This window comes from Flavobacterium xueshanense (assembly GCF_900112975.1).
Taxonomy (GTDB): Bacteria; Bacteroidota; Bacteroidia; order Flavobacteriales; family Flavobacteriaceae; genus Flavobacterium; species Flavobacterium xueshanense.
Genome location: NZ_FONQ01000002.1, coordinates 54,675 through 72,662 on the forward strand (window position 1 = coordinate 54,675; position 17,988 = coordinate 72,662).

A 17,988-nucleotide genomic window follows, 5' to 3' on the forward strand; every position below is an offset into this window, starting at 1 on the left:
GAGGTTTTTTTGTACAAAAAAGAGAATAACTGAATAGCTAATAAAATAAATTTATTGTTTCGATGTTAATTTTTGTATCATCGCATCTTCCAGCGTTGATTTTACTTTTATGACTTCAGTCGAATTTTCATTTGGAATCGTCATCGATAAAACATATTGTTTTATTTTCCACTCGGTGCCTATTTTTACCAAAACACCCGAACCTCTGCAAATTTTCATTTGCGTATTCAACAATTCGTCAAACCAAGCTGTTTTACCCGTTTTATCAAAATAAATATGACGTTCCAAAACGGTAAAATTCCACGCTTTTCCTTTATCAAAATGTGGCTTTGAATAGGCTTGAAAAGCTTTTTTATCCCAATTCTCTGTCGCATCAGTACCAATAAAAACAGCATCATCAGCCATTAACGCAAAATAATCGTTATAATTAGCATCTGCCGCAGCTTTATGCCAGGAATCTAATGTGCCTTTGATATTTTTTTCTGAAATTGTTTGATTCTCCATCATGCTTTTGCAACCCGATAAAGTGATAACAACAAGAACAGCCAGTACTATTTTCATGCGCTTCAAGTATTTATTCATGGTTTTTGTTCCATCTTATGTTTATTTTTCCATCAACGTCAACGGCTAGTAAATGCAGTACAATTCCTTTATTTCGATTTTCAGCTCTTTCGTTTTTATCCATGATACCCTCATCCTTTTTTGGATTTCTCAACGGAATAGTCATCGCTAGATTTGTCCCTCTGTTAAACGAATAAACGCCGTTTACATCTAAGTTTAAAACGCTGGAACTCACTTTCAGATCATTGACATCTACTAAATCGCCATTAATTTTAAAGTTTCCTGACAAATCCCTAAACACGATGTTGTTGACATTTCTAAAAGGAAAAGCGAATTTTCCAATATTTGTAATTGGTTTAAAATCGTTTAACGTCCCGTGAATCACATCGAATTTAGCAGCGCCGGAAAGCGAATTTTTTTTTAATTGTCCGCCGGAAAGCAGCGTTCCTTTCAGCGATGCCGAAGCCGTCAAAAATCCCTTTATGTTTTTGGGTTTAAAGGATTCAATCCCAAAATTATTCAACGAAGTCAGGAAACGGGAAATATCCACCCGAATGATTTTCGCATTGGATTCCAAAAGAAAATTATCCCTGTAAGGCGCTAACTGACCGTCAAAAGAAATAATCCCGCCGGAACTTTGCACCCGGCCATTTTTCACAATTAATTTATTGTTAACTAATAATATGGTGGCTTTGGCATTAGTCGCCTCGAGTTTACTATACACCATTTTATCCGCTTTAACATTTAACGCCATTTGGCTTTTTTCAATCACGGAATACAATTCATCTGAAAAATCATCTTTTTTATTCTTGGTTTTTGGAGCTTTTTTACCGGAACTGGTAAAAACACCTACAAACTGTTTCACATCCAGAAAAGGCGCATAAATATCCCAATTAACAAGCATTTTTTCAGGATTTTCATAATATAACGTCAGGAAATTATCAATTTTACCTTCCATAAAAACCGTGTTTCGACGGTCTTTAAAATTAATTTTTTTTATCAACAAAGCTTGCTCCGTAAAATCAAGCTGAATTTCTGTTTTTACGAAAGTCAAATTCCTTGGGCCATAATTTACAGTTGCATTTTTAACGGCTACACTTCCCGTGAATAAGGGTTTTTGTATTTTTAAATCTTTAATATCAAATTTGAAATCCAAATTCACTTCAGCCTTACCATCAGAAAAATACATTAAATTCTTGTTGACTATCTCATTCAGTCTGGAAACGGGAAAATCCGATTTAAAACTTCCTGCTGCCGTGGTTTTTTCAAAATTGGAAATAATCCCGATTGGAATTGCAAATGGAATCGTTTTGTATTTCCCCGAAAATTCCGTTAAAGTAATTGTCGAGTTACTGTCGTTGCAGCCTGCTCCTTTTTTATATTGGTTGGTGAATGTGGCGCCAAAACTACAGTCGGTGAAGATTCCGTCAGGTATGGTGAGTTCATTATTTTTTATATTCGTAGTCACGACAATCTCCGGATCGCCTTCAGCATTCATGTCGCCTACAATCGTACAACCCACATTTATTGGCTTTTTTAAGTCAAATTGATTGATTCGGCTACTGATATTAGCGCTCAACAATTTGGAAGCATCTTTCCACAAAATACTTGTCTTAATGACTATATCAAAAGGAGACTTGTTTTTGTCCAAACTAAAATGTGCGTTAATATCGAAAAGCTCTACTCCTATTTCGAGGTTTTTGGTTGCTACACTGATTTGGTTTTTCTGGTTCGAAAAGTCAACAAACAAAACGCCTTCAACGATTTTATCCTTGATAAAGCTACCTCTTTTGGTATTGAAAGCCATGTCTTTGGCAAGCGTTTTCACGTACATTTTGGTATGCCAATTGTCATCTTCAAAATCTACTTTGCTTCGTAAAGCTAAAACATTAAAATCAAATAATTTATTTCCCATTTGATTTTCGGAAATGAAATGCACTTGGTCTAAAACAATTTCATTGATGCTGGAAGTAGTCGAACTTTTTGAATTTTTGCCTTTTGGCTTTGGTTTAAAAATACCGGTATTGACGATTCCGTTCTTTCCTTTAAATAAATACAAAGTTGCTTTTTGAATTTCGATTTTATCGATGTTAATCTCATTTGAAAGCAAATCCCAAAGATCAATCCTAATCTCAATTTGTTCCGCTTTAAGCAGCGTTCGCTTGTGAACAGCCCACAAACTATCTTTCAATTCCACTTGGCTTAACGCCAAAGTCATATTGGGAAAGCCCTTTAAAAACTTGTATCTAATATCGCCAATATCGATTTTTCCTGTAATATTTTCGTTGATTTTAGTATTGATTTGGGTAATAATTTCCGCTTTGTTATTGTTAAAATAAAGTGCTAAAAGCGCAGAAGAAAGCATAAAAAACACAACTACTCCCAAAAAGAAAAAACCAATTCTTTTGAAAATTTTCTTAAAACCCGCTGTTTTAAAATATGTTTTTGTTTCCTGCCAAAATTGGTTCATCTGAATTCCTTTACTGTTTTTAAATAAAGATAGTATAAAAACTGGTTTTCAAACTGATTTAAATCTACAAAATGTGATTCGGTTTCCTAAACATCCGTTTGAGCCTAGTACCTTCTTGAATTTAAAACTTCGGAAAATATCTGGAAAAATTTCAAAGAACAACACGTTAAAAAAAGAGGTAGCAAACTCTAAATTAAAGCCTTACTCTATTGAAACAAGAGACAAAAACAGCAAAATAGTTGTGTAAAAAGCACTATTATTTTCATAATTTTTGGATTTTAAAAAATTTATTCGACACTAAAATTCGTTTTAGAAAACAAAAACAAAATCGCAACTAATTTATTAATAAGCACTTATAAATTATTTTTCTTCCCCTTTTACTTTTAAACCAAAGGTCGTATTTCAACCTTGAAAAACTCAGTCCGTCCAATTCTGGTGGTACGGCACGTGATTTGATGTATTTTTGTAGGCCCATAATTGTGTTCTTCACGAATTAAAATTTGACTTATGAAAAAATTATTTTCGCCAATACTAATTGTTATTTTTACAATACTATTTACTGCCGTTTCCTGTAAAAAGAAAAGCAATACTGATTTGCCTATAAATCAAACGAGTACAAATACCATTGAAGTTGCTTTTGACAGTACGCAAATCAAAACCTTCTTTGAAAAATATCCAAAACTGAAAAATTATCAGGGCGATGTAGAAAAATTATACCGCAAACATCAATTTCATTACATCTGGTTTGACAAAGATGGACTTAATGAATTTGCAGGTTTGTTGTACAATAAAGTGAACAATTTGACTGTTGAAGGAATCGAAACCGTGATTCCTTACAAGAAAAAATTAGATGATATCTATGACAATCCGGAGGAAAATCAGAAAGCGAGTATTGACACTGAACTGTTGAGTTCTTCGCTGTATTTTTTTTATGCTGATAAAGTATACGATGGTATCAGCACTCAAAAAACGAAAGATTTAGGCTGGTTTTTGCCAAGAAAAAGACAATCGTATGTCAATTATTTAGATTCATTGTTAATCAATCCTTCGCTTATCAACAAAGATGAAAAAGGGGTTTTGAAACAATATTACCTGCTTAAAGACGTCTTGCAGGAATACCGTAAAATAGAAAAAAAAGGCGGATGGAAGACCATTGCGTTAGATCCAAATGTCAAATCGTACAAACCTGGTGATAGTGCCGCTACAATTTCGCAAATCAGAACGCGTTTATTGATTACAGGTGATCTTAGCCGAGATTCTAAAAGTGCTGTATATGATGATGAATTAGCTACAGGAATTTTGAAATTTAAAAAGAGAAGTGGCAATACCATTAACAAAACAATTCTGCCGGAACATATCAATTATATGAACGTTCCCGTTGCAGCCCGTATCAAAACCCTTATGGTCAATATGGAACGCTGTAGATGGATTTCGAATGACATTACCAAATCCAAGGAACTAATTGTTGTGAATATTCCAGCTTATGAACTGACTTTTTTCAGAAACGGAATCCCGGAATTACGTTCCAAAGTTGTGGTGGGAAAAACGATGCATAAAACCGTTATTTTTAGTGCCCCAATGAAATATATTGTTTTTAGACCGTACTGGAATGTGCCCGCAAGTATTCTAAAGAAAGAAATTCTTCCTGCCATCGAAAAGAATCCAAATTACTTGGCCGAACATGATATGGAGTGGAAAGATGATTATGTGAGACAAAAACCCGGCCCGGAAAATTCATTGGGACTTGTAAAGTTCTTATTCCCTAATTCGAATGCGATTTATTTGCACGATACGCCATCCAAAAGTTTATTTGGTAAAGAAGACCGTGCGTTCAGCCACGGATGCATACGTGTAGCCAAGCCAAAAGAACTTGCTGCGATGATTATGAAGAACGATAAAAAATGGAATCCTGAAAAGATAGAAACAGCAATGAACGGTGGGGAGGAATACTGGTACACGCTTAAAAACAAAATTCCAGTCTATATTGGTTATTTTACTGCTTGGATAGATGATGATGGCGTAGTTCATTTCTATGAAGATATATACAACAAAGATGAAGCATTGGCAACTTTACTGTTTGATAAATAAAAGACAACCTTTTTCTCCAATGAATAACTACAAAAAAAATGACGCTCTCTTGTAAAGACAGCGTCATTTTTTTGTTTGCCAAAAGGCAACTATTTAATATGCTTTCTGTTTTTCGAAAGCGGTGTCCAACATTTTTTTAATTTTATCCAATGCACCTTGAAATGCTTTCTCTGTAGTATCAGCGTGATTGGTAACCGCTACAGGTTGCATGTTTATTGGACGGGCTTCGATAAGGCATCGTTTGTCGTTGACTCCGAATTTATCACTGTTTTCGTCTGCAAGATGCACTTCTAAGCGGGTTATCTTATCTTCAAAACGCGCCAAAGCTGTTGCTAATTCCTCCGCAATATACGTTTTCAAACGAGCGTGTCCTTCTACATTGTTGTCTGTGTTGATCTGTACTGTCATGTTTTTATTTATTTAATGTTGTCTTTCAAATTTACCGATTGCAGTACAAAAAAACGACTGAATTAATAAAACATTGGGAAAAGAAATAGCAGAAAAATGGAATTTAAGGAAGGGAATGAATTGCTAACGGCTCGTATGTTTTTGGAACGTTGTTATGACATGACTCAATCAATTGCAAAACAATCAAAAGCATTACCCAAGATTAGAGATTTTAGTTGGGATGTTGTTTGTAGAAAGCCCTTTTTCTTTCAATGTGTGGACGCGGAAAAGATTTCCACGTTAGCATTATTTAGGTAGATGTTAGCCATTTAGTAATTATTGATTTTTGATCTGGACAACTCTTTTATTAGATATAAAAATTATCTTGTCACAAACCTTATTAAGGTCAGCGAATATTAAAAATCAGATTTTTCTAGTTAATGCAATCAAATATTAAAAAAAGAACTAATTTTCAAACTAGTTTAAATAATAGATAAACAAGAAGGAAAGACTAAATAAAACTTATCCAAAAAATAAGAATAAATGAAAAATATTGAAGTTGTAGCCGCTATAATTATATATGAAAATAAAATTTTATGTGTTCAGCGAGGTGAAAATAAACTGGATTACATTTCAAAAAAATACGAATTCCCCGGGGGGAAAATCGAATTGGGTGAAACCAGAAAAGAAACAATAAAAAGAGAAGTATTAGAAGAGTTAGAAATGGAAATTGAAATTCAAGAAGAATTCTTAACCGTTACACATGAATATCCCGACTTTATTTTAATAATGCATAGTTTTATCTGCAAATGTGATAATCCAAAACTAACTTTAACAGAGCATATTGATTATAAGTGGTTAAAAAAAGATGAATTAGAATATTTAGATTGGGCTGCCGCTGATATTCCAATTATGAAAAAATTAATGACTTACTAAGATGAGTCCAATAAACATTAAATTAACTCAAAGCTTACAAACTGGTTTTATTAATCAAAACGTATCTTCTCACAAGGAATACTTACCACAATTATTGGTAAATGATAAAACTGAAGGAAAAAAAATTCTATCTACAATTATTAACGAATTAAATAATTGCGAAGAATTTTGGTTTTCGGTTGCATTTATCACTACTAGTGGTGTTGCTACCTTAATAGAAACATTAATTACCCTTGAAAAAAAAGGAATTAAAGGAAAAATATTAGTTTCTCAGTACTTAAATTTCACTCAACCTGAAGCTCTAAAAAAAATTTTACAATTTAAAAATATTGAACTAAAAATTGCTGTTGATAATGCATTCCATTCAAAAGGTTATTTGTTTAAGAAAAAGGATATTTACAATTTAATAATTGGTAGTAGTAATTTAACCGCTTCAGCACTTTGCACCAATATAGAATGGAATTTAAAAATAACAGCAACACCGATTAGTCATATTATTTTCAATGCTATTAAGGAATTTACTACTGAATATGAAAAAGCATTATCTGTAGATATTGCATTCATTGATAATTATGAAATATTGTACAAAAAACAAATTGACTATACTAAATCACTTAAAAAGAAATTATTTATTTCTAATATAAAAGAAATAACTCCAAATTTAATGCAGGAAGAAGCGTTAGCCAACATTGAACAATTACGAATTCAAGGAAAAACTAAAGCTCTTTTAATATCAGCAACAGGCACAGGAAAGACCTATTTATCTGCATTTGATGTAAAAAAAGTTAATCCTAAAAAATTCCTCTTCATTGTACACAGACTAAACATTGCTAAAGCCGCCAAAAAAGGTTACGAAACAATTTTTGGCAATTCAAAATCTATGGGGATATACTCCGGAAATCATAAAGAATTAGATGCCGATTTTATATTTTCAACCATCCAAACAATTTCTAGAGATTCACATTTAAAACAATTTAATCCAAATCATTTTGAATATATCGTAATTGATGAAACACATAGAGCAAGTGCTGAATCCTATCAAAAAATATTGAATTATTTCAATCCTAAGTTTTTATTAGGAATGACGGCAACACCCGAAAGAACAGATGGACTTGATGTTTTTAAGCTTTTTGATTACAACATAGCTTATGAAATACGTTTACACAGAGCATTAGAAGAAAAAATGCTTAGTCCATTTCATTATTATGGAGTTACAGATATAACGGTTGATGGAAAAATATTAGATGAAGATTTTAATTTCAATTTTCTCGTTTCTGAAGAACGAATAGACCGAATAATTGAAAAAGCTAATATTTATGGTTGCGATAATGACAAAGTCCGTGGATTAATTTTTTGTTCCTCGAATAATGAATGTCTAGCTTTATCAAATGGTTTTAATCAACGAGGCTATAAAACTATTGCACTTTCAGGTGATAGTTCCGAAGAACAAAGAGCTCAATCAATAAAAAATCTTGAATCAAATGAGAAAGAAAATCAATTGGATTATATATTCACTGTTGATATTTTCAATGAAGGTATTGATATTCCAAGTGTAAATCAAATAATAATGATTAGACCTACTCAATCTGCTATAGTCTTTATACAACAACTTGGACGTGGGCTAAGAAAGATTGACAATAAAGGATATTTAACGGTAATAGATTTTATTGGGAATTATAAAAATAATTTTTTGATTCCTATTGCATTGTATGGAGATACAACTTATAATAAAGATTCGATAAGAAAACTCATCTCAAGTGGCAGTGATTTAATCCCTGGAACATCTACAATCAATTTCGATCAAATTTCAAAAGAAAGAATATTTGAATCCATAAATTCTGCTAACATGACATTGAAAAGAGACTTGGTAAAGGACTATACTCTTTTGAAGTTTCAGTTGGGACGTATTCCTATGATGATCAACTTTTTAGAACATGGTTCTAGAGATCCGTTCCTGTATGTAAGATATTCAAAGTCATATTTAAATTTCGTGATAGAATTAGAAGATAATTTAAAATTGCATATTGACATCAGGGAAAAGAAACTTCTTGAGCTTTTTTCAAATGAAATCAATAATTCGAAACGCATAGAAGAGAGTCTAATTTTAAAGCACTTAATTCATTCAAAAAAAATAGACATTGAAAATTTTAAATCCCAAATTAAAAAGGAATATGGATATTTAATCTCTGACGAAACTATTGATTCTTCTTTAAATAATTTAAATTTTAAATTCATAACTGAAAACAAAGACAAGAAACTTGTTACAGTCAATAAAATTTATGGGTTTAGTATATTAGAAAAAGTAGGTGATAAAATTATTATTAATGAATCGTTCTCAAAAACTTTAAATAATTCAATCTTTTTTCAATTCTTAGAAGACAATATTGACTACTCGATTAAAACATTTAATAAATTATTTAAGAAGAATAAATTCATTGAAGGCTTTGTCTTATATAGGAAATATTCAAGGAAGGATGTTTTTAGAATATTAAATTGGGAAAGTAATCCTTTAGCACAAAATGTTGGTGGATATTTGATTAATTCAGACAAAACAAATTGCCCTATTTTTGTAAATTATCATAAGGAAAAAAGTATTTCTAGCACTACTAAATACGAAGATCGTTTTATAAGTAATTCAGAATTTGAATGGATGTCTAAATCAAAACGCACTTTAAATAGTCCTGATGTTAAATCAATACTAAATCACAAAAGCGAGTTGCGTTTACCTTTATTTATTAAAAAAAACAATGATGAAGGGACAGAATTCTATTTTATGGGAGATATGAAACCTACAGAAAACGGATTTGTCCAAACTACTATTCCTGATGATAACGGAAAACTAGTATCTGTAGTTAAAATTAACTTTACAATGAATCATCCTGTTGAAGATTCGATCTACGAATATTTGACAAATGGTAAAGATATAGAATTAAATTCACAAGAAATCATTGAACCAATACCTGTTGTTGAAATCAATTTATCTCCTTTTAGAGTCTTACCTTCCGATGAAATTAATCAATATGTAAATTGCATTCCATTATACGATATTAAAGCAGCTGCCGGTAATTTTAGTGACTTGCAAATTAATGAGGAAACTGAATGGATTGAATTAAGCAAACCTTTTAAATATAATTCAGATTATTTTGTTTGCAAAGTAATTGGAGAGTCAATGAATAAAATAATCCCAAGCAATTCTTGGTGCCTATTTAAAAAAGACACAGGTGGCTCTAGAAATGGAAAAATTGTCTTAGTTCATCAAAGTAACATTCAAGATTCCGATTTCGGAAGAGGTTTCACAGTGAAATCATACGAAAGTAAAAAAAGTATAACGGAAGAAATCTGGTCACATAATTCTATAATATTAAAACCACAATCATATAACCCTACTTTCAAAAGCATCGTATTAGTAGATGATGATGATTTGATTGATTTAAAAGTAATAGGGCTTTTTGTAGAGGTCTTAAATTAACAAAATTGTCACAAAAAAACGCTACTCTTTCGAATAGCGTTTTTTGAATTTCTTATCAATTTATGATGTGAATGCTTTGCCACGTACCTCGCAACTCCTCGCATTGACAATCGTCTGGAGAATCGAATGCCCTAGCCCTGATAGCAGTGAAAATCCTTTTTCTTAACGCTGTCAGGGTTTTGAACCCTGACAGCGTTGAAAAAGATTGTAACGGATAGCAGGAAATAGCTCCTGAAAAAAATTCAGTATAAATTCAGAATAAATCCTGAAATATCCGGTGGCGTCGGGACAGAATAATCCCTATTATTCCAACTCTGGCAATAACACCACTCCCATATTATACAAGGTAAAGGCCTGAATATCGACATTTTCCTGAATGGTCGCCGCAACGGACTTTCCGGCGCCGTGTCCTGCATTGATGTCAATACGGATTAGGGTTGGATTTGTTCCGGTTTGTTTTTCCTGTAATTCGGCAGCAAACTTGAAACTGTGTGCCGGCACTACTCTATCATCGTGATCGCCCGTCGTTACCATCGTCGCCGGATATTGTATCCCTTTTTGTATGTTGTGTACGGGAGAATAACCTTTGATGTAGTTGAACATTTCCTTGCTGTCCTGCGCCGTTCCGTAATCATACGCCCAACCTGCTCCTGCTGTAAAGGTGTGGTAGCGCAACATGTCCATCACTCCCACTGCCGGCAAAGCAACTTTCATCAAATCCGGACGTTGCGTCATGGTAGCACCCACTAGCAATCCTCCGTTTGACCCACCACGAATGGCCAGGTATTGTGAAGACGTATATTTCTGAGCAATCAAATATTCAGCTGCTGCGATGAAATCATCAAATACATTTTGTTTTTGCATTTTGGTCCCGGCATCGTGCCATTTTTTCCCGTATTCGCCACCACCACGTAAATTTGGCACGGCATAAACGCCTCCGTTTTCCATCCAAACGGCATTGGCAATACTGAAACTTGGTGTCAAACTCACGTTAAACCCTCCATAACCATACAACATGGTTTGATTTGTCCCGTCGAGCTTCAATCCTTTTTTGTGGGTGATAATCATCGGGATTTTGGTTCCGTCTTTAGAGGTATAAAACACTTGTTTGGACTCGTATTTCTCACTGTCAAAATCTACTTTTGGTTTTTGATACACCGCTGAAGTTCCGGTTTGTGGTTCGAATGAAAAAGTAGAACCCGGTGTAATGTAATTCGTGAAGGAATAATACAATGTTTTCTCTTTTTTCTTTCCGCCAAAACCACCGGCGGTTCCTACGCCCGGCAATTTAATTTCACGCAGCAGTTTTCCGGAATAATCGTATTGTTTTACTACTGAAACGGCATCTTTCATATAATTAGCAAAGAAATACCCGCCACCTGTTGAAGGAGACAACACATTCTCAGTTTCTGGAATAAAATCTTTCCAGTTTTCCGGTTTCGGGTTGTTGACATCCACGGTAACGATGCGTTTGTTGGGCGCATTCCAGTCGGTTTCTATGAATAATTTTCCACCTTCGTTTTCAATGATGTTGTTGTCGCTCTTGAAATTATCCACAATCGTCACAATAGGACTGTTGGGCTTTGTCAAGTCTTTGATGTATAATTCGTTTCCATACGTAGAATTTGACGCGGTGATAACTAAATAACGATCATCTTCCGTAACTCCACCACCTACGTATCGGCGTTTTTGGTCGGCACCAAAAACCACTTGGTCCTGTTTTTGTGCGGTTCCCAACTTGTGGAAATACAATTTATGCTGATCGGTTTTCGCCGATAATTCGCTTCCTTTTGGTTTGTCATAACTGGAATAGTAGAATCCTTCATTTGCTTTCCAAGACACACCGCTGAATTTTACATCGACTATAGTGTCTTCGATAATTTTTTGAGTGATGGCATCCATGATAATAACTTTTCTCCAGTCGCTTCCCCCCTCTGAAATGGCATAGGCTACTTTAGAACCGTCTTTGGAAAAATCCAAGCCGCCAAGCGAAGTAGTTCCGTCTTTAGAAAACGTATTGGGATCCAAGAACACCTTTTCGGTTCCTTTGGCATCTTTTCTGTACAACACCGATTGATTTTGCAAACCGTTATTTTTATAATAATATGTGAAATTTCCTTCTTTGAAAGGCGCTCCTATTTTTTCATAATTCCACAGTTTTTCCATCCTTGCTTTCAGTACATCACGAAACGGAATTTGAGCTAAATAACCATAGGTCACTTCGTTTTGGGCTTTTACCCAGGCACCGGTTTCCACTGATTTGTCGTCTTCGAGCCAGCGGTATGGATCCGGAAGTTTAGTATCGAAATACACATCCACGGTTTCCCCTTTATTTGTGACAGGATAGGTTATGGGTTTTGGATTTGGATTTTGGCCAAAAGTCGCCATTGCAGATGATACAGCCATTATTAAAAAAGTGTTTTTCATATGTTGATATTTATTGTTTTTCATCGGTCATTTGTAATTGTTTCACCTGTTCGTTATGCTCGAGTCGCATATCATCATTGGGGTTTTCGACCCAATTACCGTCATGCTCATTTCATTAGATTCTGTTTTAGGTTGTTACAAAAATAGGGAAAATAGTTAGTCTTGTAACGGTGAGAAAGTCTTAAATAAAACTAAAAAACGCTACTCTTTCGAATAGGATTTGGGATGAATGAGATTGCTACTATTTTTTTCTTACCACGAATTGCTCGAATTATGCTCTAATTATGGTTTTGGTTAGAGTTGTGGATTTCAGAACTAATACAATTGTGTCCGCACTGCGGACATAATTCAAACTAGCCCACAGAAGCCGCTTACTGAACTGATTTACAGTGGTTTTGCAGGTAGATGATTCTCATCTTCAACTCAATATTTTTGTGCAGACGTTAGATTATTCACTCTCTTTTCCTTGCTCAAAATTCTGTAATTCAATATTCATAGCTTCCAACAACTGTTGTTCCGTTGGCAGGTATAATTTATATTGACTGGCTACAATATTTTTTTCGTTTTCCGGCAGCGTGAATTTCACGACACCTTCATTTTTATTGGCACAAAGCAAAATACCAATAGTTGGATTTTCACGAGGCAGTTTTTCTACTCGGTCGTAATAATTGACATACATCTGTAGTTGACCAATATCCTGATGCGTGAGTTTATCTGTCTTGATTTCGATAATGACGAAGCATTGTAATATTCGATTATAAAAAACTAAATCTGTAAAAAATTCATCGCCGTCAATGTGTATTCTTTTTTGTCTCGCGACAAATGAAAAACCATTTCCCAGTTCCAATAAAAAATCTTGCAAATGCGTAATTATTGCGCTTTCTAAATCTCTTTCGTAATAAGCCGCTTCCCGTTTTAGTCCCAAAAATTCTAAATACATCGGGTCTTTTATAATCTCTTTAGCATCCGAAGGCAGTTTTTCATTTTTAGCTACAGCAAGTACGCTTTCTTTATCATTGCTGATTAAAAGGCGTTCGTATAAGCTACTGTTGATTTGACGTTCGAGTTGTCTTGATGTCCAATTATTCTTTACACTTTCCGCAACATAAAACTCTCTTTTATATTGATTGTCAATTGTCAAAAGGAATTTATATTGTGTCCAACTCAATTGCGTCCGCAGTGCGGACGCAATTGGAAACATTCGATAAAACTGTCGGTATCTCTCTAATTGCCTCACTGAAAAACCACTTCCATATTCTGGTTGTAATTGTTGCGAAAGAAATTTAATTAAATACGTTCCATAGACCGCACGTTCCTTTCCGTCTTGTTCTTCCAAGAAAATACGTTGCCCAATATACCAATACATCAAGGTTCTTTCATTGTCCACCGCTTTAATCGCTTTGTCTTTCGAAGCTGCTATAATGGCTTTAATATCAGGAATTACAGATTGGTTTTGTAGCATTATTATTTTGGTTTATATAATTCATTCGATTCTGTACACAATAATACGAAAAAAGCACTGAAACAGTAATAAATGCTTTTTGTTCTTAAACCAAAAAAAACGCTACTCTTTCGAATAGCGTTTCTTGGTTTTTTTCGCAAGCAAATAAATTACAAATTAAAATTCACACCCAAAACGATGTTTCTTCCAATGTTTGGAATACCATCTGTTTTTAGGCGAGAAAGATGCGCAATGTATCTTTTATCAAATAAATTATTCCCGTTGATGTTAACATCAAAAGCGGTTTTACCCAGTTTTACAGTTCCGCCAAAACCTAAATTCACTAAGTTATATCCATTTGATTCTGTTTCAAAACCGCTTACATTTTTTTGATTGAACGTACTGGAAACATTTAAGGTTGCAAAACCATCTTCTAACCAGTTTTTGATTTTGAATTCGGTTCTAATGGTGTTGTTCCAATTGTTAGCCGGGATTAACGGTAAGTAATCTCCGTTTTGCTTCTCGCCGGTTACAGTTTCCAAACTCGTTTCAAAATGCAACCAATCCAATGGATGCGGATGAAAATGCAGTCCGATTTCGCCTCCATACAATTTAGCGTTATTCTGAATATAATCAAAAACAGCGTTCTCTGCAACCATTTCTCCAGTTGGTGAGGTGTAGATATAATTGTTGATATGATTGTAAAATCCGTTTACAAAAAACTCAAAATGATCCGTTTTGTATTCTAAATTTAAATCCGTTTGCACATTTTGCTCGGTTTCTAAATCGCTATTTCCTACTTCATAGCGATTCGTTCCTTCATGAACTCCATTAGAAGTTAATTCGGCTAAATTTGGCGCTCTAAATCCTGAAGCTACATTCAAACGCAACGTCAAATCATCGGCCAGATTGGTTTTGTAACCCAACGATGCATTAAAACTGTCGTACGATTTATTAATGGCTTCAAAGGAACCTTCTTCGCCTGCGATTCCTTGTGCATCCGTAATAATATTTCTATTATCGAAACGCAAACCGGCTTGCAACACATTCGTATTCCACTCATAATTAGCGGTCCCAAAAACACCAAAATCATTGGTAACCGCATCCGGAATTAAATATTCTTCCCCTGAATTTGTATTGGTTTGGTGCATTCCCTGAACTCCAACAATGGTTTCTATTTTTCCCATTTTTGGTAGATGGTATTTTGCATTATAATTGAATGTCTTTAATTTCATGTGTAAAACCGCCACCTCGCTGTCTTCAAACTCGCTTCGATCATTGGCAATATACCCTAAGTCGACATCCAACTTTGATTTTTCGAAAAAGAAAACATTGTTTATACTCAACAAATGATTAAAAATTCCTTGTTTTGGAAAACCAGTTTTCTTGCTAGACGTTTGCTCCGCAATTCCATCTTCTGGAATTCCTAAATCTAATTCATTGTAATTGTAACGCAGTACACTTGAGAATTTGGCATTGCTGTAGCCAACTCCTGTTTTGAAATCGGTTTCATTGTAACGGGTATTTGTCACTCGGTCACCATCGGCACCCGAGGTCGAAGACCGAACTGGCGAAGCACTTTTATAATCAGAATGGGTGTTGTAACTTCCCCGAGCCATGAATTTCCAATTATCTGTGGAGGTTTTCAAACCCAAAGAGGAATTGCTTCCCGCGGTATTCGAGAAATATTTTTGACTGAAGTTTGTTTTAAAAGTATTCGCATCAGCAAATTTTTCGGGGTTAAAATACAAAACGCCTCCCAAAGCATCGGAACCGTACAATAAAGAAGCCGGTCCTTTAATCACCTCAACACTTTCTATTCCAGAATCGTTCAATCCCAAACCGTGTTCGTCACCAAACTGTTGGTTTTCTATTCGAACGCCTTGCGAATACACCAAAACACGATTGCCGCTCAAACCACGAATTACCGGTTTCCCAATGGACGTTCCGGTAGAAACCTGAGAAACTCCGGGAATAGTCGCCAATCCTTCAATTAAAGTGGCAGTTCCTTTCCGTTGTAAATTTTTGATGCTTTCGTGCTCCACTTTCATTACATTTTGCGATTGTATTTTATTGAAAGCGGTTGAAACAATAACTTCATCCATTTCGAAAATTGCTTCCTCAAGGATAACATCAAGTGTGGTTTCGTTTTGAAGACTGTTTATGGTTTTATTTTGGGTTGCAAATCCTAAGAAAGTAAAGCTGATTTTTACGTTTCTATTTGGAAGATTTGAAAATGCATATTTTCCGTTTTCATCTGTTGTGGTTCCTTTATGCAATTCTGATGCATATACTGAAACACCCTTTATGGGTTGGTTCCTTAAATCGGTTACGGTTCCCGAAAGAGTATTTTGCGCTTGAAGCATTGCCGAAAACCCCAAGAATAGGGCTATAATAAATTTTTTCATTGAAAATGATTGTATAGTTTTTCCTCTCCCCAGCCCTCTCCAAAGGAGAGGGAGCCGAGACCGGAATTATTTAGTAAATAAAACGTGTAAAAAGTGCTGAAATAAATTCAGCAGAAGCTGAAATAAATTCAGCTTACACTATTTACGGGTGGACCTCGGAGGGAATACAAACTGCCGGAAAACGAAATAACCGTCTCCGCTGCAGTAAAAAAATAAGGGATTTCTTCAATACTGGCGTACAATTGATAAGAGAAATCTTTTGGAGTGGTGTAACTTCCCAAAGAGAATTCACAAACGTAACAATGATCTAATTTGTGGTGTTGGTGCGTTATCTCTGTACCGGTAACATTGTATTTATGGTGGCATTGCTTTTCGGAAAGCTGTTTTTGCAAATGCTCATAGGTGTGCAATGACTGAAACAGCATTGAGAACAAGACTGTAACAATCAGAGAAAGACCTACTATGAGTTTATTCTTTTTCATTCGAGCCAAAGGTAACAAAAACAGGAAAAAAGAAAACCATTTGTCTCACAAAATATATTTTTGCGAAACAAATGGTTTCATTTTAAAAATAAAAATCGATTTAAACCAATTTGGCTGCAATCAAATATTCTGCAATTTGTATTGTGTTAGTCGCTGCTCCTTTTCTCAAGTTGTCCGCAACAATCCACATATTCAAAGTGTTTTCCTGGCTTTCGTCACGACGAATTCTGCCTACAAAAACGTCATCTTTTCCTTGTGCATACATTGGCATTGGGTACGTATAAGTGTCATTATTATCCTGAACCACTACGCCATCGGTATGATGCAAAATGTTTCGTACTTCGTTTAGGTCAAAATCATTCGAGAATTCTACGTTTACCGCTTCACTGTGTCCGCCTACAATTGGCACACGAACTGCAGTAGCCGTGACAGCAATTGTATTATCGCTTAAGATTTTTTTGGTTTCACGAACCAGTTTCATCTCTTCTTTAGTGTATCCATTTTCTTCAAAAGAATCACATTGTGGAATCGCATTTCTGTGAATTGGGTACTTATACGCCATCTCACCTGAAACACCTGCGTATTCATTTTCCAATTGCTGCACTGCTTTTACGCCAGTTCCAGTGATAGATTGGTAGGTAGAAACAATTACGCGTTTGATGTTGTATTTTTTATGCAAAGGAGCCAAAACCAATACCATTTGTATCGTAGAACAGTTTGGATTTGCAATGATTTTATCTGCTGCAGTCAATTCTGATGCATTGATTTCAGGAACGATTAATTTTTTGGTTGGGTCCATTCTCCAAGCCGATGAATTATCAATAACAGTAGTTCCTGCCGCCGCAAATTTTGGAGCCCACTCTAATGATGTATCTCCACCTGCAGAAAACAAAGCAATATCTGCTTTCATGTCTACCGCCGTTTGCATGCCCACTACTTTATATTTTTTGCCCTTATACTCAATTTCTTTACCCACCGATCGCTCAGAAGCAACCGGAATTAATTCTGTTACAGGGAAATTTCTTTCTGCCAAAACTTTCAACATCACTTCGCCAACCATTCCGGTAGCGCCTACAACTGCTATTCTCATCTTATATTTTATTACTGAATATTAAATTTGAAGTACAAAAGTAACTAATATTGAAATCAAAACAAGTGGCTTCACAAAAAATAACAAAATGTTATATTTATAACAAATGCTATTAAGAGTAATTATTTGGCTTTAGAATTCCATCGCCAGTCTCAAAATCTAAGGAATAATTTAATAAAGATAAGCATGAAGAAAAATCGCCTTAACTGCGACAGGATTTAGTCCTGAA

Annotated in this window: 11 protein-coding genes; 3 read left to right on the forward strand and 8 right to left on the reverse strand. The window is 34.7% G+C overall.

Going from position 1 to position 17,988, the window contains the following annotated elements; translation table 11 throughout:
- Window positions 1–51: 51 nt before the first annotated feature.
- Together BMZ76_RS02450 and BMZ76_RS02455 are read right to left on the reverse strand one after the other, a co-directional pair.
- Window positions 52–561, reverse strand: a complete 510-nt coding sequence (locus BMZ76_RS02450; protein ID WP_091203501.1) for a nuclear transport factor 2 family protein — start codon at window positions 559–561, stop codon at window positions 52–54.
- A 13-nt stretch (window positions 562–574) separates the two neighbouring features.
- Window positions 575–3,031 carry an AsmA family protein gene (locus tag BMZ76_RS02455; protein ID WP_091203141.1) on the reverse strand — a complete coding sequence of 819 codons (2,457 nt, stop codon included), beginning with the start codon at window positions 3,029–3,031 and terminating at the stop codon, window positions 575–577.
- 507 nt (window positions 3,032–3,538) lie between these two features.
- Between BMZ76_RS02455 and BMZ76_RS02460 the strand changes: the two genes are divergently transcribed.
- Window positions 3,539–5,119, forward strand: a complete 1,581-nt coding sequence (locus tag BMZ76_RS02460) for a L,D-transpeptidase family protein (protein WP_091203142.1) — start codon at window positions 3,539–3,541, stop codon at window positions 5,117–5,119.
- 93 nt (window positions 5,120–5,212) lie between these two features.
- Here BMZ76_RS02460 and BMZ76_RS02465 read toward each other — a convergent pair whose 3' ends face one another.
- Entirely contained in the window at window positions 5,213–5,527 is a 315-nt protein-coding gene (locus BMZ76_RS02465) for an HPF/RaiA family ribosome-associated protein (RefSeq protein WP_091203143.1), read from the reverse strand.
- Between the two features lie 522 nt (window positions 5,528–6,049).
- Between BMZ76_RS02465 and BMZ76_RS02475 the strand changes: the two genes are divergently transcribed.
- Both BMZ76_RS02475 and BMZ76_RS02480 read left to right on the forward strand, forming a co-directional pair.
- Entirely contained in the window at window positions 6,050–6,442 is a 393-nt protein-coding gene (locus BMZ76_RS02475; protein WP_091203145.1) for a (deoxy)nucleoside triphosphate pyrophosphohydrolase, read from the forward strand.
- 1 nt (window position 6,443) lies between these two features.
- On the forward strand, window positions 6,444–9,911 hold the full coding sequence (locus BMZ76_RS02480; protein ID WP_091203146.1) for a DUF3427 domain-containing protein: 3,468 nt from the start codon (window positions 6,444–6,446) through the stop codon (window positions 9,909–9,911).
- A 303-nt stretch (window positions 9,912–10,214) separates the two neighbouring features.
- On the opposite strand, the gene BMZ76_RS02485 is transcribed toward BMZ76_RS02480, so the two are convergent.
- The 5 genes from BMZ76_RS02485 to BMZ76_RS02505 form a co-directional block, all read right to left on the reverse strand.
- The gene (locus BMZ76_RS02485) at window positions 10,215–12,317 is read right to left on the reverse strand and encodes a prolyl oligopeptidase family serine peptidase (RefSeq protein WP_244281744.1); all 2,103 of its coding nucleotides are present in this window, start codon (window positions 12,315–12,317) and stop codon (window positions 10,215–10,217) included.
- Between the two features lie 469 nt (window positions 12,318–12,786).
- A complete protein-coding gene (locus tag BMZ76_RS02490) occupies window positions 12,787–13,800 on the reverse strand; it encodes a PDDEXK nuclease domain-containing protein (RefSeq protein WP_091203147.1) in 1,014 nt (337 codons plus the stop codon).
- Between the two features lie 149 nt (window positions 13,801–13,949).
- Entirely contained in the window at window positions 13,950–16,187 is a 2,238-nt protein-coding gene (locus BMZ76_RS02495) for a TonB-dependent receptor (RefSeq protein WP_091203148.1), read from the reverse strand.
- 128 nt (window positions 16,188–16,315) lie between these two features.
- The gene (locus BMZ76_RS02500; RefSeq protein WP_091203149.1) at window positions 16,316–16,669 is read right to left on the reverse strand and encodes a hypothetical protein; all 354 of its coding nucleotides are present in this window, start codon (window positions 16,667–16,669) and stop codon (window positions 16,316–16,318) included.
- A gap of 100 nt (window positions 16,670–16,769) precedes the next feature.
- Window positions 16,770–17,759 (reverse strand): aspartate-semialdehyde dehydrogenase, encoded by a 990-nt coding sequence (locus BMZ76_RS02505; protein ID WP_091203150.1) that lies wholly within the window; start codon window positions 17,757–17,759, stop codon window positions 16,770–16,772.
- Between the last annotated feature and the right edge of the window lie 229 nt (window positions 17,760–17,988).